The sequence below is a fragment of the Saccharolobus solfataricus genome (assembly GCF_900079115.1).
In the GTDB taxonomy this organism is placed as follows: domain Archaea; phylum Thermoproteota; class Thermoprotei_A; order Sulfolobales; family Sulfolobaceae; genus Saccharolobus; species Saccharolobus solfataricus.
Map to the genome: position 1 here is coordinate 2051305 of NZ_LT549890.1, position 13485 is coordinate 2064789.

Consider the following 13485-nt stretch of genomic DNA (forward strand, 5'->3'; position numbering starts at 1 on the left):
TTAATGTAACGTAAAAGTGTAACGATTTTCCTATAAACGCTATACTTTTTTACCAAAACTAAGAGGTTCGTATATATGTCCTTTGAACCCCCTAAAATCCACCCTTGATAACGATATTTCGAGTTAATAGAAAACACTTTAAACCTTATTATATCATAAAAACACATGATTAAGGTTAATAGATACGAGATTTTTCTTGATTTTAGCTTTCAAACTGGAGATTATAAGGGATATGAGAAAATCGAAATGGAAAGCGATGAAGAAACAGTAGTACTGGACGCTGTAGGTTTGAAGATAGTAAAGGCCAAGGTAAACGGAAAAGAGATTGAATTCTCTCAAGATGAGAGTAGAGTCAACGTGAAGAGCGGATCCTTTTCCGGTATTTTAGAAGTGGAATTTGAGGGAAAGGTTACTGAAAGGAAGTTGGTGGGTATTTATAAGGCCTCTTATAAAGACGGATACGTTATTAGTACGCAGTTTGAGGCTACACATGCTAGGGACTTTATACCTTGTTTCGATCATCCTGCAATGAAGGCCAGGTTTAAGTTAACTGTTAGAGTTGATAAAGGACTTAAGGTAATATCCAATATGCCAGTAGTGAGAGAAAAGGAAGAGAATGGGAAAGTAGTATATGAATTTGATGAAACGCCTAAAATGTCTACCTATTTACTATACCTAGGAATTGGAAACTTTGAAGAAATTAGGGATGAAGGTAAAATCCCGACAATTATAGTAGCCACAATACCGGGCAAAGTACAAAAGGGAAGATTCTCTATGCAGATCTCAAGAAATTCTATAGAGTTCTATGAAAAGTATTTTGAAATTCCCTACCAATTGCCTAAGGTTCATTTAATCGCAATACCGGAATTCGCATATGGTGCAATGGAGAATTGGGGTGCTATTACATTTAGGGAGACTGCTTTATTGGCTGACGATTCTTCATCTGTTTATCAGAAGTTTAGAGTTGCTGAGGTTGTTGCTCATGAGTTGGCTCATCAGTGGTTTGGTAATTTGGTTACTTTGAAGTGGTGGGATGATTTATGGTTAAACGAGAGTTTCGCAACATTCATGAGCCATAAGGCTATTTCACAATTATTCCCTTCATGGAACTTCTGGGACTATTTCGTTTTGAACCAGACTTCTAGAGCCTTAGAAAAGGACTCTGTATCGACTACACACCCAATAGAGGCACACGTAAGGGACCCCAATGAAGTAGAGCAGATGTTTGACGATATTAGTTATGGTAAGGGGGCTAGTATTTTGAGGATGATTGAGGCTTATGTTGGTGAGGAGAATTTTAGGAGAGGGGTTGTTAATTACTTAAAGAAGTTCTCGTATTCAAACGCTCAAGGTTCTGATTTATGGAATTCAATTTCTGAAGTTTACGGTTCCGATATTTCTCCAATAATGGCTGATTGGATAACTAAACCTGGTTATCCAATGGTTAGAGTTAGCGTCTCTGGAAAACGCGTGAGCTTAGAACAGGAGAGATTTTCGTTGATAGGAAATGTCGAGAACCTACTTTATAAGATTCCTCTTACCATGGAGGTTAACGGCAAGGTTGTAACTCATTTATTAGACAAGGAGAGAGATACTATGGTATTTGAGGAAGATGTAAAGAGCTTAAAGGTTAATGTAAATAGGACTGGGTTTTACAGAGTATTTTATTATAATAACTCCGATCTAGTGTTTAACAGTAATTTATCAGAACTTGACAAGTGGGGTATTATAAACGATTATTGGGCTTTCCTATTGGCTGGTAAAATAGGTTTCAAGGAATATGAAAGGGTAATATCTAAATTCTTTAACGATAAGGATTTCTTACCGGTTAATGAGCTTTCTAATGAATTATTTACACTTCATGCAATAAATCCAGATAAATATCAAGGTATTGCAAAGGAATTTCATAGAATTCAGCTAAAGAATTGGAGAAATTCAAAGGATGAATTAGGAAGATTAACGTACTCAAATATTCTCTATAGACTTGCTGCAATAGATGATGAGTTCTCTTTAGGCCTTTCAGAGCTATTCAGATTCTATGGCTCTCTAGATTCTGATACTAGACAAGGAGTAGCTGTAGCATATGCTATAACCTATGAAGACAATTCCGTTGACGAGTTGTTAGAGAGGTTTAGGAAGGAAACCTTTGATGAAGAGAAGCTTAGATATTTAACTGCTATGTTATTCTTCAGGAAGCCTTACCTCGTGGGTAACACTTTAAGCTTAATACTGAGTGGTGAGATTAAGAAGCAAGATATTCCTTTAACTTTAAGCACAGCTGCTTACAATCCTTACGCTAAGAGTGCAGTACTAAACTGGATTAAGATGCATATTAACTTCATGAGAGAGGCCTATAAGGGTACTGGAATACTTGGGAGAAGACTTGCGGAGGTTATTCCGTTAATAGGAATAGGGGCGGAAAGAGAAACTGAGCAGTTCTTTAGTAATCTTAATATGCCAGAAGCGGAGAGGGGAATAGGGACAGGGTTAGAGTTACTTAAAGCGTATTCAAGGTTAAAGTAATAAAGGTTTTTTAACATCTACCTTTTAACTTTTAACGGTATTATACATTATGGATAAGTATAAACTAGCTCTATTAGGCGAAGCTGGTGCAGCCGGATTAGATAGGGGATTTTCAATTAGATATAAGATATTTCGTGAGTCCTACTCAAATGAGATGTATCACTGGAAGTATTTTCAGAAGTATAGGAGGTCTTTCCTAGAGAAACCAGTATATTATGTTTTTTCAATATTGGGTTTTATAATCTCGCTATTTGGAATAGAGGCAGTTAAGAAGGTTAATGAAATTGTGGAAAGAAACGCTATTGATTTTTACAAGAATAACTTCAATGAGGACGACGAGGATATAATGAGAATTTTAGAGGACGAGAAAAAACACTTCGCAATGTCAGTTGATGCTTAAATACGTTTTTGTATAACAAGTTTAAATTGATGGCAAAGATTTATTTAGGTCCCGCTGGGGTTCCTCATTCGGCTAAAAAGAAGAATACTGTGGAGGGTATAAGGACTGTTAAAGAGTTGGGCTTAAACGCTATGGAAGTTGAGTTTGTTCAAGGTGTAAGGATGAGTAAGGAAACCGCAGAGGAAACTGGACAAGTTGCAAGGGAATTGGGAGTTAGGTTATCGGTCCACGCTCCATATTTTATAAACCTATGTTCTGAGGAAAAGGAGAAAATTGAGGCTTCGAAGCAGAGAATTTTAGATACTGCTGATAGAGCTGAGTTAATGGGGGCTGACGCTATAGCTATTCATATTGCATTCTATGGGAAAATGACTCCAGAGGAATGTTATCAAAACGTTAAAGAAGGATTAGAAGAGGTAATAGATAAGGCTAGGGAAATGGGGATAAGGAACGTTAAGTTTGGTGTTGAAACTATGGCTAAAGAAACTGCCTTTGGGACTTTGGATGAGGTTATTTCAATATCTAAGGAATTAAAGGGTGTGATACCCTATATAGATTGGGCTCATACTTTTGCTAGGCAGGGTGGAGAAATAGATTACGGGAAGATTATAGATAGGCTAATTAAGGAGCTAGGTTTAACTCATATAAATTCCCACTTTGAATCTCTAGTTTATAGAAGAGGAAAATATGTAGATGAGCACATTCCCATAGACGCTAACGCTCCGCCATTTGAACCATTAGCGAAGGAGTTGCTTAAAAGGGATATTTCAATAACATTAATATGTGAAAGTCCAGAATTAGAAAGAGATGCGTTAAAAATGAAGGAGGTATTAGAGAGGCTTGGATATAGGCTCGAATGAAATATTAGTAGCTTCAGATTATGATAGGACGTTAGCCAGTGAAGAGAATAATTTTGTAATATCACCGATTGTTTCACAAAAAGTAAATGAATTTTCAAAAAAATATAAATTTGTAGTGGTAACTGGTAGGGAGAAGAAATTTATTGATAAATTGGCTGTTGGTTTGAAACCCACTGCATGGATACTGGAGAATGGTTCCCTAATACTTTTCAACGATAGAGAATTTGTGCTTTGTGAAAAAAGTTGGTTTGAAAGAGATAGGAAGAAGATTATTGAAATATTAGATAACCTTAAGGTTAGGTATTCCATAGGTAGGATTATATTGTATGTGGATGGCTATGGATCTAAATTAGATATGTTAAGTGAAATAGAAAAGTATGGGAGAATAGAGGTAAATAGAAACGATGCTATGATACTACCTAAAGGTGTGGATAAGGGTGTAGGAGTTTTGAAGTTTAAGGAATTAACTGGGTTTAAGGGAAAGATAATAGCCTTAGGAGACAGTGAAAATGATTATGCGTTGTTTAGAGTTGCCGACATTAAAGTAGCAGTTGCAAATGCAATACCTCAAATAAAGGAAATTGCTGACATAGTTACCGAAAATCCTAATGGTTTAGGAGTCGTGGAGATTTTAGATAAGATACTATCTGGAAATTTTGGAAAAGAAGTAGATATCTACTAAGAACTCGTGAACTCTTCTCATATGCCATGGGTAATAAGGTTTTAATCTAAACCTCTCAGACAATATTTCAGTAGAAAACCCATAGTCTTTAGCCATTGTAATAATGATTTCTCTTGATCTCTCGTTGGACTTATGTATTGAGTATACCACATCAGAGATACTAAACGCTGTTTGTAAAAACTTGATATCTATTCCTCTATTTACTACTCCAAATGGTGGATTCTGAATTACAGTATCAAATTTAGAATAAAATTGAGTTGCATCAGCATTAATTAGCTCTATATCTAAATCCAATTCACTTTTCATATTCTTTACAGTGTCTAGTGATTCCATATCAATTTCCACACAAGTACAATAAGCACCTAAAAGTGATGCCGCTAAACAGAAGACGCCAGTCCCACAGCCTAAATCAACTACCTTTTTACTACTTAGATGTCCAGATATATAAGCATGCCAAATTATTTGAGCTACTATTGGTGAAGGCGTTACGTACTGTTCTAGTTCGTATTTGGGATTTGGATGGGGTCTTGAGTACTTCTCTAGGAATTTCTCAATTTCTCTTTTACTAATTCTAGTGCCTCCAATAAATTACTCACCTTATTTTCCCTGATTTCGGGGTAAAACCCTAATCTATCTAAAAGTATTGCTTCAAGACCTGCTCTTTTCGCCCCAATTACGTCTATTTCATAAATATCACCTATATGAATCCCATCACTTTTAGCGATTTCCATTGCATAGGAAAATATCTTCGGGTGAGGTTTCATAATGTTTAAGTCACACGAAGCAACTATACCGTCAAAGTATTTCTTAATCCCCAGATCTTCAACTATTTTATAGATACTTCTAGTTGCGTTACTGACTAAGACCAATTTAAATCCAAGTCCTTTGGCTTCCTCCAAAAACGTAATAGAATCGTCATAGAGTTCGTACTCCCCAGATAATAGGTTCTTACTATTTAATCTTGTTATTAATTGCTCATCTGGATATATATTAAGCTCATAAAACAGTTCCCTAAAATCAAAAGCTGAAAGACCTCCATATTCTTGACTAGGATAATGATGTTTTCCTAGAATCTTCGCAACTGCCTTGAAGACCCTCCTTTCATCTACATTATATCCAATTTCCTTAAGAGCATAAGCAATATTTTCATGATATCTAGGCTTGAAGTGCACTAGAGTTTCTCCTAAGTCTACGAATATTGTCTTCATATATATTCGCTTTACTTGTTCCTAATTAAAAATTTTGGCATTTCAATTTTCTCAGATTTGCAAATAGGACATCTACTAGGCTTTTTTATTTTGTCAGAATTAAATACGTAACCACAGCTCTTGCACTTTGCTGGTATTATTATAAGCATATAACCTTTCCTTTTGCTTGACCTCGCCAAATGCTCTAAATGATCGTAAACTTCTTTCTCTTTCCTAACGTCCAATCTTCTCATTATCTCCCTAGCACTCAAAGGTTCATCTGAATAAAATAACAACAAGAATATTTTTTCCCTAGTTGTTAAGAAGTCTGTACTCAATTAAGCTCAATATACTCTCTTTTGCGTCGATTTTAATATTATATGCTCTTAAAAGCCAATCATCTAGCGAAAAATCCCTCTGTCGATTATCAATTTCAATAACTTCATTTCCAAAGATATCTGAAAGGTAACTACATATGTCAAAAAGAGATACTCTATTGCTCCCTACGTTTATTACTCCTCTTGCTTCCTTATCAATAAGTAATTTAATTACCTTAGCTAATGTATTTAAATCGATAATTGAGATATAAAAGTTTTTATTACACTTTAGGACTTTCCCCATTGTGGAGGCTTTAATGAATGGAAATAGAAAACCCCTATATGATAATGAAAATAATGCGCCAACTCTTAAAACTAAGTAATTACCCAAAGAGATAATACTACTCTCCCCCACTAGTTTAGTTAATCCGTAATAATTTAGTGGATGAGGAGTATTATGTTCTTTGTAAAAACCTCTCTTCCCATCGTAAATTAAAAAAGAGGAAAGAAATACATTTACGCTCCCCGCCTTAGACCCAGCTCTAGCTATGTTAATTGCGTACCACGTGTTAAATGACCAGGCTAAAGGAGGATTTGCGTTACTTTCAAAAATTGGTATTTCAAATGTATGTATTATCACATCTGGTTTTTCCCTTATAACCTTGGAGGGATTATCCACAACTATAATTTCATTGCCTTTACCACCAAGAAATTTGGCAATTGCTTTAGCAACTTCTCCTTCATCAGTAACTGCAATTTTCAATATCTATAATTCTTACTACCTAGAATTAAAAAGTTTCGATTACTATATATCATTATACGAGTACGTTAAAAAATTGCTCTAGCTCAAGATTTTGCTTATCTCAGTTGTAATAACAGTTTTCAGTCGATCAATGTTATCCCTTAATAGCTGTATGACAGCAGAGATCACTACATTCTCATCATATTCCTCTGTTACCTTACTTTTCAGTAATGAGGCAAACGGCTGTATAATCTTATCTAATTCAATTGCTGACAAAGTATTGGATATTTCTTTTATATACTCAGCCAGTATAATGGCCTTATCTATTGAAGACTCTGAAGATTTTTGCCTTATATTACCAGATAATTTAGATGCAATTATCTTACCTATATTGTCCACTACTTGAACTATAATGGGTTCAATAATCTTCTTATACTCGTCAACACCTGAAGTGGAAAATGCTGCTGTATCAGCTATTAAATTAACTTGGGAATTAAGAGAAGATAATATACTGGAAATTAGTTCTTTCCTTATATATTCCTTACTATTCTCATCTAGTTGGAAAGATGCTACTTGATATTGCACGCTTTGTATCCCTAATTTCTCTGCCAGGAATTCTATTAACGTCACGGCATTTATCCCAACACTTCTGAACTTAGCAGCAGCCAATGGACATAGTGTAACTACTTTTCCATATCTCTCTCCTATAGCTCTAGCCATTAAGTCAGCTCTCTTTCCTAAACTCTTTTCTAGGATTGCACCTGAACAACCCTCAACCTTTTTAACCCTGAATCCTTTCTCGCTTAACCTTCTAATTACCTCATCTGAATATTCCGAGGAGAAACAAGCTACATGTAAATTTACATTTTCATTACTTCCATCAATGACTATAGACTTTAGCAGTCTAAGTTCTAACGGTACTACTTCGAAAATTACCTCTGTTCCAGCCAATTTAGAGTAGTCCTTATACGCTGTGGAGAATGTTCTATAATCCTCAGGAGTAATAGTAATTATTTCTAACGCATTATTAACTGCATCTAAATTATATTTCATTTTCTCTAAGAATTTATTCCCATTTCCACTTATATAATCCAGAAATCCGCTGTCTGCTGATGTACCTATCACTTTAACCTTTAATCCCATCTTTTTAAGTATCTTTAACGCTGTGATCGCCACTGCGGGGTTACTAACTGCATTCTTCCCAACCCACAATATGAATTGGCTATTTGGATCATTAACCGAAGCTAACTCTGGATCAGAAAAGAGAGATAACTCTACTCCCGGTTCCTCTGGTAATTTCTTAGCTACTAGACTATTTAATTTGATTAATAGTGTTGAGATTGGAATTCGCGCTGGACATACACCATCACAAAGACCGCACTTATGACAACCAGAAATCTCGGCTATCACGCTATCTGGTATATCGATGGAACCGTTTAATTCATAATAAGCCACTGCACCTCTGACGAAATCAAACATACCTTTTGGGGCATAAGGCCATTGAGGAATTAGTCTATATTGAGGACACACGGTAACGCACATTGAACAGTCTATACACATGAGGCTGTAATCTGCAAAATCCTCCAAATACCTTCTTACATGCTTAAAACCCTCAACCTCACCACCTGGAGATAGCCTTTTAACAAAGCCAATCGCAAACCTAAAGTTTAAAGCTTCTTGCTGCCTTCTTGGAATTTCCAGAACAGCTTTAGCTCTAATCTTCGGATCAAAGAGCTTTCCCGGATTGAAAATTTCTTCTGGATCAGTTTCTTCCTTGTACTTCCTTATTACCTCGTATCTATCAACTCCTAACTCAGTAAATGTTTTGCCCATACTGCTTAATCTATTTTTAGCATACTTGTGAGCAAAAATACCTACTGATAATAGGGAACCATCAACTTTTACGAACTCATCCATCATTAGTGTGTTCTTAGCTAAATCATACAGTATTTTCTTATCGACAGGGCTTACTGAAATCTGAGTAAACGCGTTAACTAAAAGGACTTCCCTCCTCTCTAAAGCTATATCTACATCAAACCCACCATCTGAAGACAGCTCACCTAATTTACCTAAAGCCTTTTCTAGATTCCTTAATAAGTCTAAAAGCCTCGTATAGTGTATTAAACCGTGTTGATGTATTAATAAACCTTGTGTCCTTAATGCTGCCGCAACACCATGATTAAATGACCACCAACCAGTCCATTCTCCTTCAAAAACTTTACCACCATAAGACTGGGCAATCTTATAAATTTTTGGTTCCACTAGAGGTGACCTAGGAGAAGGGTATAGTATTACCATATTCCACTTTTGAGGTTCAAATGGCGCCTTATATTTCTCAGCCATATATGTAGAAATGTATGGACCTCTAACTTGAACGTGCCAAGCTGGAATCACTTCTCTATAGAATTCTCCTACTGCATGCATCATTTGATCTAAATTATCAAAGGAAATGACCATAGCTTCAGTTGGAGAGAAATTCCTAAGCTTTAACCCAGCTTTAGCTATTATCCCGGTAGTACCTTCCGCTCCACATACTAACGCTAAATCCTTGCCCTCTAGTCTAACTAAGTCCCCTTTTGGATTTACCATTTCAACGAAGCTTACATTGTCTGAAATAAAACCATATTCATATGAACCTATTCCTAAAGCGTCTCCAGCTATCCCTCCTCCCACAGTGGAATCGTATGAAGATGGGAAGGTCCTTAATTGCAGTCCCTTCTGCTGAGCATAGATATCAACAAGCTTCCAGGTAGCACCGGGCTCAACTATTGCCATCTTATTCGATTCATCTATAGTTACGTTGGTCATCTTTGAAAAGTCAAGTAATATTCCACCATCTGCTGGTATTGCGTTACCATATCTATTTGTACCTCTGCCATAAGGGACTATTGGTATTTTATATTTGAGTCCTAATCTAACTACGTTAATAATATCTTCCACCGACCTAGGATAAGCAACGTAGTCTGGGACAATGTTAATCTTTATTCCAGACCACACTAGTTCTGGAACGAAACCGAAATCCACTGAATGAGATAGTCTCTCTACTAATTCATCATGAAAACTATCCCCTAGTAAACTTTTCAACTCCTCTTCCAAACCCATATTACTACCCTTAAATGTTATATATTATTCTAGCATTTATATATTCTTTAAAGTTTCTATTATTGCTTTTTGTACGTACTCGTAATATTCCCTTGACTGTTCTTTTCTTGGTACGAAATCTTTCATTATATCTGGATCTTGGGACCATGTTGGAACTATATGAAAATGAGAGTGAAATACCACTTGCCCTGCACTCTTTCCAATATTGGTTAATATTCTTATACCATCAGCCTTCAAAGCTTTCTTTACTGCAATTGAAATCTTTCTTACAGCTGTACATAAATATGGTATGACGTCTTCAGAAATCTCTAAAAAATTCTCATAATGTGTTCTAGGTACTACCAAAGTATGTCCAGGTGTAATAGGAAATTTATCCAGAAATGCGACTACTCTATCGTTACTATACACGATATACCCATGATCCCTTCCTTCAACAATGTTGCAAAAGATACACATCTGTATTGACCCTCATTACTACAAAATTATAAGTTTAGTTACAAAAAATCCCTTTGCTATTCAACTGGATTTCTTCATTCATGAAGATTCCATTTTTAATATTAAGTTTTGTGTAGGGAAGTCAAATTATGAAACATCACTGCTTTTAAGCTTATTATCAAGGGTCTTCTATGCAGACTTCTTTTCCTTTCTTAAACTCTATGTGTAATATTTTTTGTAATTCTCTTCCTAAAAGCGAAATTTCCCTACCAAGAATAGGACTTTCAATAAGAGTGTCAAGTTTAATTTTACCAATCTTTATAATAGCCTTAGCAACTCTAGTTTTAACAATTCCGTTAAGCGTTGCGTAAACTCTTGGATTCTCTAGCTCAAGGGAATTTACTTTATTGTAAACAGAAGGAGGGATTAAAAGATAACCGGAAAATCCAGTGTCAATTAATGCTCTAACTTCCATGAAATCCCCATTATAAGGATCTATTACGGTAACCGGTAAAGTAGGTTTATCATTTATTCTAAAGCAATCGAAGACCATCCCCAATCTCCTATCTCTTGCTTATCGTAATTCTTACTACCTATCATACATTTCTTGTGCCCCTTCCCCTTTTCAACTGCCTCCTTTTCACTATCAAATGCACCTATATATTCTCCGTCACAAGCTAAAACATACTTTCCTTCATTATATGCATTTATTGCTTCAGGATTAGTCTTAAGTACGATGTAATTATAATCACCTATTCCTTCGGTAACGTTGAGCCACAAAGAAATAGCCTGCTGTATTGCTTCAGAGACACTTATCCCTAATAGTGCAGCTCTAGCTTTTAACATCCTATAAAGCTGCTCGTCCATATTCTTTATCAGCACCTTTGTTGCCATATGTTTAACTTGGTAAGAAATATAATAAAGTTTATCTTTAATACATGAGTCTGACAAAAAGAACGATAAGCCTCGTCCCTTCTCGATAGATTAAAACTCACTATCTATATAATAACTTGACATAAGGATAAACGGAATTATAAAAGTAAATAAGAATATATCTATATTAAGGTAATTATTCAACTCAGACTCCAAGGAGAGGGAGAACTCACTTCCACGGGGAATCAACGCGAAACTAGAGAACGAATAAAACCAAGTATTATAAGAGAAAAGGAAATAAGCAAATAAGAGAAATATTAACATAAGCCCAGGCACTCCGAGGGGATAAAACCCCATTCAAGAGGCTAGCTGTAAAACCTCTAGAAAACAAGAGAGGATCAAACACCGAGTAGGAGGTTGTACCCAAACTACTCTAGGGGCTGAACATAGTTAATATTATGCAAGAAAAACAAGGTGTTATGACCACAAGGAATATATAGGGGTACATGATTGACACCCATAGATTCTCAATTCCCCCAGCTCTGTTAGAGGTGAAGCTTGTAGGGCCTCTTGATACATCAAGTAGACTTCAAAGCGTTAAAAAAGCAAATAGATATATTTCGAATTTATCTTGAGGCTTTTTGTAAAATTAAAACTAGTCAGATACTAAACTTGGCTTTAATATAATCGCCTTTTTCAGTTATCAATTCTATTATATGATCACCCTTTATAGGGGTAAAATCGTTTATTTCTATTGTTATATTTTTAACTCCATAGGGTATGTATTCTGGATTATATCTATACGTCATCTTACCATCGATTCTAATTGCTACGATCTTACCTGAAACCTTATCAGTTTGCAACCAAACTTTCATATTTACAAACTTCCTTGCATAATGTTTAAAAGTAATAACGCTATCCTATAGAGTAATGTTAACGGCCCAAGAACTAATAGTAATATTCGTTATCTCGTTCATAACAAATGCAACTCCATTCTTTGGAGCTCCTTACACCCTGATAACTACGTCAATATTAATAAAGAGTGGAGTATCACCTTTGTCGCTAATCTTGGCTGTAGTATTAAGCGGGCTTGGTGCATCCTTATCTAAGTTAGTAATGTACGCATTGGGAATAGCCATAAGAAAACCTCTAAAAGACAATAAGAATATTCTGCTTATAGAGAAGATTAGCAAGAGTTACGGATTTTATGCAGCTCTATTCATATTGACCATATTACCATTTTTACCATTAGACGACTACATATTTCTCGCGGGAGGAGTAGCTAGGCTTTCAGTTTTTAGAATGATACTGATTTCAATAATAGGTAAGACACTAAAAAGTGGAATTGAGATAAGTATAGAACTTACTGGAATTTCTTTAATAGCCTCAATATTTAGCATAAACGAATTTGAACTTTCTATAATTTCTATTATAGTATTCATTTTACTTGGAATTCTGTTATTCAAATTAGATTGGGAAGAAATTCTGAAGAGGGGAGAAAAATTCTTAAGAGAAAAATTAAAAATTAATTTATGAAGATTTTTAGTGGTAAAAAATTTGAAGTGCACATAGATAAGGTGAAATTGCCTAACGGATATGAAAGGGAATTAGAGTTCGTGAAGCATAGGGGTTCTGTCGTAATAATACCTAAGATAAACAATGAAATTATATTGATAAGGCAATTTAGGCCTGTAATAGATAAATGGATATATGAGTTACCAGCAGGAACGATTGAGGAAGGAGAAGATCCATTAAATACTGCAAATAGAGAATTAATTGAGGAAATAGGATATGAAGCTGGGAAAATGAAAGAAATAATAAGTTTCTACGCTTCCCCTGGCATAACTACAGAGTATATGAGATTATACTTGGCTGAAGATCTTAGATACGTCGGAGCTAAACCGGAACCATATGAAATCATAGAACCCATTAGACTAAGTATAGAGGAGGCAATAAAAATGATAAGAGAAAGGAAAATAGAAGACGCAAAAACGATAATAGGAATATTTACATTAAAGGAGCTCTTAGAATAAAAAGAGAAGCGTAGAAAAATCTAAAATTGTGTAATATTACAGAATGTTATGACAAGGTTCCCAATCGATGTGAGATCTCAGTATGAATTGAACGTAAATACTGCAATTAACGTGGCAAATGGATTAAAGATGAATGAGGCAGAGGATGTGAAAATCGTATTTTTAGTCTCAAGTATAACTATACTCGATATTGAAAATAGGTTGTCGGAGATAGTTAAAAAGAGTGCCGAGCCTCTTAAGAAAAACTCAGTTAAAGTTTTCAAATGTTAAATGGCTATGGAAAAATTATAATGTGAGCAAGGATAGTCTAGTATATGTAGACGAGATAAGT

General features: G+C 35.3%; 16 protein-coding genes. 7 read left to right on the top strand and 9 right to left on the bottom strand.

Going from position 1 to position 13485, the window contains the following annotated elements; all coding sequences use genetic code 11:
* Positions 1–165: 165 nt before the first annotated feature.
* Genes SSOP1_RS10900 through SSOP1_RS10915 form a run of 4 tightly spaced genes read left to right on the top strand, consistent with a single transcriptional unit; the run spans position 166 to position 4465 of the window.
* Entirely contained in the window at positions 166–2523 is a 2358-nt protein-coding gene (locus SSOP1_RS10900; protein WP_009992163.1) for a M1 family metallopeptidase, read from the top strand.
* Positions 2524–2572: 49 nt separating this feature from the next.
* Positions 2573–2923 (top strand): hypothetical protein, encoded by a 351-nt coding sequence (locus SSOP1_RS10905; RefSeq protein WP_009992162.1) that lies wholly within the window; start codon positions 2573–2575, stop codon positions 2921–2923.
* Between the two features lie 29 nt (positions 2924–2952).
* Positions 2953–3783 (top strand): deoxyribonuclease IV, encoded by an 831-nt coding sequence (locus SSOP1_RS10910; RefSeq protein ID WP_009992159.1) that lies wholly within the window; start codon positions 2953–2955, stop codon positions 3781–3783.
* Positions 3764–4465: a phosphoglycolate phosphatase gene (locus SSOP1_RS10915; RefSeq protein WP_009992158.1), complete on the top strand. Its 702-nt coding sequence runs from the start codon at positions 3764–3766 to the stop codon at positions 4463–4465. The genes SSOP1_RS10910 and SSOP1_RS10915 overlap by 20 nt, the downstream gene beginning before the upstream one ends.
* Here SSOP1_RS10915 and SSOP1_RS10920 read toward each other — a convergent pair.
* The 9 genes from SSOP1_RS10920 to SSOP1_RS10965 form a co-directional block, all read right to left on the bottom strand.
* Entirely contained in the window at positions 4427–4909 is a 483-nt protein-coding gene (locus SSOP1_RS10920; protein ID WP_080514974.1) for a methyltransferase, read from the bottom strand. The two genes, SSOP1_RS10915 and SSOP1_RS10920, sit on opposite strands and share 39 nt — an antisense overlap.
* Positions 4910–5004: 95 nt before the next feature.
* Positions 5005–5673 carry an HAD family hydrolase gene (locus SSOP1_RS10925; RefSeq protein ID WP_009992154.1) on the bottom strand — a complete coding sequence of 223 codons (669 nt, stop codon included), beginning with the start codon at positions 5671–5673 and terminating at the stop codon, positions 5005–5007.
* Between the two features lie 11 nt (positions 5674–5684).
* Positions 5685–5990: a transcriptional regulator gene (locus SSOP1_RS10930; RefSeq protein WP_009992153.1), complete on the bottom strand. Its 306-nt coding sequence runs from the start codon at positions 5988–5990 to the stop codon at positions 5685–5687.
* Positions 5965–6732: a sugar nucleotide-binding protein gene (locus tag SSOP1_RS10935; protein ID WP_009992152.1), complete on the bottom strand. Its 768-nt coding sequence runs from the start codon at positions 6730–6732 to the stop codon at positions 5965–5967. Before SSOP1_RS10935 ends, SSOP1_RS10930 begins: the two co-directional genes overlap by 26 nt.
* A 78-nt stretch (positions 6733–6810) precedes the next feature.
* Complete coding sequence (locus SSOP1_RS10940) at positions 6811–9813, bottom strand: FAD-binding and (Fe-S)-binding domain-containing protein (RefSeq protein ID WP_010923795.1); 3003 nt, start codon at positions 9811–9813, stop codon at positions 6811–6813.
* Positions 9814–9849: 36 nt separating this feature from the next.
* Positions 9850–10269: an HIT family protein gene (locus SSOP1_RS10945; RefSeq protein WP_009992148.1), complete on the bottom strand. Its 420-nt coding sequence runs from the start codon at positions 10267–10269 to the stop codon at positions 9850–9852.
* A gap of 157 nt (positions 10270–10426) precedes the next feature.
* Positions 10427–10801, bottom strand: coding sequence for a clan AA aspartic protease (locus SSOP1_RS10950; RefSeq protein ID WP_009992147.1), 375 nt, complete (start codon positions 10799–10801; stop codon positions 10427–10429).
* The gene (locus SSOP1_RS10955; protein WP_012712682.1) at positions 10777–11142 is read right to left on the bottom strand and encodes a ribbon-helix-helix domain-containing protein; all 366 of its coding nucleotides are present in this window, start codon (positions 11140–11142) and stop codon (positions 10777–10779) included. The genes SSOP1_RS10950 and SSOP1_RS10955 overlap by 25 nt, the downstream gene beginning before the upstream one ends.
* 638 nt (positions 11143–11780) lie before the next feature.
* Positions 11781–11996 (bottom strand): hypothetical protein, encoded by a 216-nt coding sequence (locus SSOP1_RS10965; protein WP_009992143.1) that lies wholly within the window; start codon positions 11994–11996, stop codon positions 11781–11783.
* 55 nt (positions 11997–12051) lie between these two features.
* Between SSOP1_RS10965 and SSOP1_RS10970 the strand changes: the two genes are divergently transcribed.
* Genes SSOP1_RS10970 through SSOP1_RS10980 form a run of 3 tightly spaced genes read left to right on the top strand, consistent with a single transcriptional unit; the run spans position 12052 to position 13424 of the window.
* Positions 12052–12657 carry an SNARE-associated domain-containing protein gene (locus tag SSOP1_RS10970; protein WP_009992141.1) on the top strand — a complete coding sequence of 202 codons (606 nt, stop codon included), beginning with the start codon at positions 12052–12054 and terminating at the stop codon, positions 12655–12657.
* Entirely contained in the window at positions 12654–13154 is a 501-nt protein-coding gene (locus SSOP1_RS10975; protein WP_009992139.1) for an NUDIX hydrolase, read from the top strand. Before SSOP1_RS10970 ends, SSOP1_RS10975 begins: the two co-directional genes overlap by 4 nt.
* A gap of 48 nt (positions 13155–13202) precedes the next feature.
* Positions 13203–13424, top strand: coding sequence for a hypothetical protein (locus SSOP1_RS10980; RefSeq protein ID WP_009992138.1), 222 nt, complete (start codon positions 13203–13205; stop codon positions 13422–13424).
* Positions 13425–13485 lie beyond the last annotated feature (61 nt).